The organism is Dyella sp. ASV21 (genome assembly GCF_016428975.1).
Lineage (GTDB): Bacteria > Pseudomonadota > Gammaproteobacteria > Xanthomonadales > Rhodanobacteraceae > Dyella.
Map to the genome: position 1 here is coordinate 1 of NZ_JAELTT010000286.1, position 344 is coordinate 344.

The 344-nt window shown below is 55.8% G+C and carries 1 protein-coding gene; it reads left to right on the forward strand.

The annotated features are described in order from the left end of the window. The coding region (locus JHD67_RS21710; RefSeq protein ID WP_199101202.1) for an IS30 family transposase at positions 1 to 333 on the forward strand (333 nt) is incomplete at its 5' end. Between the last annotated feature and the right edge of the window lie 11 nt (positions 334 to 344).

The following is a 344-nucleotide window of genomic DNA, read 5'->3' on the forward strand; positions in this document are numbered from 1 at the left end:
CAGTTGATCAAACACGCACGCAAACTTCCGCAGGAGCTGTTTCGATCGCTGACTTGGGATAGAGGGTCGGAGATGGCCCAACACCAGCGCTTCACGTTGGCCACCGACATCACGGTTTATTTCTGCGATCCCTACAACCCATGGCAGCGGGGTTCGAACGAGAACACCAACGGCCTTCTGCGGCAGTATTTCCCCAAGGGCATGGATCTCTCCGGGGTTACGCAAGGGCAACTCAATGCCGTGGCCAGGCGTTTGAACGGAAGGCCGCGAAAGACTCTAAACTTCGAAACACCGGCCGAACGATTTCATCAATTTGTTGCAACGACCGGCTGAAACCGCAACCC